Below are 1326 nucleotides of genomic sequence, written 5' to 3' on the forward strand. Positions count from 1 at the left end.
GGCACTGCCAGATCTAAGATTATCGGAGCAATGGGGCATCGTAGTCTCCTCTTGGTACTATCGTCGCTGTTCGTCGATCATCCGTTTCCGCCGTCGCACTGCATGGGCCTGTGCCTTTTCCTACGCGTGCAACCTAGGATGATCGCGGTCAGCCGCTCAATTGAACGTGGGTAATGCGCCGGCCATCCAAAGCGGACGGTGAATGATACGAAGGTTTAGGGAGCGCGCCTCTAAAGCCGACCACTTCCGCAACGGGTCAATCACGACGGTTTAGCCGCGGTTAAGTTAGGTCCGGTCCACCCTGACAGCCGACATTCGTCGGCCGTGGCATGCGGCAGCGATGGGCCAACAGAAGACTCATCCACCGCAGTAAGCGCTATTGTTGCCGCCCTGACACGTCAGGGCCGGAATTGGCCGCGGCACGGCAACAAGCAAACATCACGAAAATACGAGGAGTGAGACCGCTCACAGACGTGCCTCGCTTTACACAGTAATCGAGGGCAGTCAGATAACCAGTGCGGCAGGGATCGATTTCGTCACGACGTCCTGTCGCGCGGCAATCCGCTTTCTTCGGTCTACAGGCGATTGACTCGGTAACGCGCGTTTCAAGCCGAGTTGAGCTTCGGGAAGCGGAATTTAAACAGAACAGACCGATCTCTCCCTACGTCAAGGCCGAAGGCATCCGCATCGGATGCTGCAAGCCGGTCGCTCGCGTTTGGACGGCACGCTCGCCTCACGAAGCGTGACCGCATTGTCTTGTCCGCGCGTGGGTCTGCGACCGGTCGATACAGGAGAAAACGCCAATGATTCCATTCAAAGCTATTGCAGCGGCCGTGCTGCTGTCCGCGACCGCAGCGACGCCGGCATTCGCGCAAGACCGCGCCCTGTATATCAAAAATCTACGCGACTCCGGGTATAATCTGAGGAACGACTACAATCCGAACGGGACCATAAGAGCCGCCATCCAGGAGCCGGGCGCGTTCGCGTTCTACTATCCCAATCTGGACGTTCTGAATGGAGGCAGGCCAACGCCTGCTGCCAGGTTGTCTCCCGACTGGCCCGTGTTGAAGGGCGCGTGTGCGTCGGCCGGCGGCGGCGTCTCTTACTGCGGCGACCGCTACGGCTCTTATGATTTTGCGCCCGGCGCACTCCTGCGTCATCATGGCCGCCGCCATCACTCGACCGCGCGGTACAGCGCCATGCGCGGCTCCACGGCCGCGTGGCGCGCCGAGGTCCGCTAATGGAATGGTCCGGCCGTGCTCCGGCCCTGCCAGTGCGAGAAGCTGGCAAGGGGCGCTCAAGACAAGGAGCACACCATGTCTCAGA

1 protein-coding gene is annotated in these 1326 nt (G+C 60.3%); it reads left to right on the plus strand.

Annotation, left to right across the window (positions count from 1 at the left end; all coding sequences use genetic code 11):
* The first annotated feature begins 803 nt into the window (after positions 1 to 803).
* Complete coding sequence (locus tag YY7_RS0149880) at positions 804 to 1241, plus strand: hypothetical protein (RefSeq protein WP_028169430.1); 438 nt, start codon at positions 804 to 806, stop codon at positions 1239 to 1241.
* Positions 1242 to 1326 lie beyond the last annotated feature (85 nt).

This window comes from Bradyrhizobium elkanii WSM2783 (genome assembly GCF_000472865.1).
Lineage (GTDB): Bacteria > Pseudomonadota > Alphaproteobacteria > Rhizobiales > Xanthobacteraceae > Bradyrhizobium > Bradyrhizobium elkanii_A.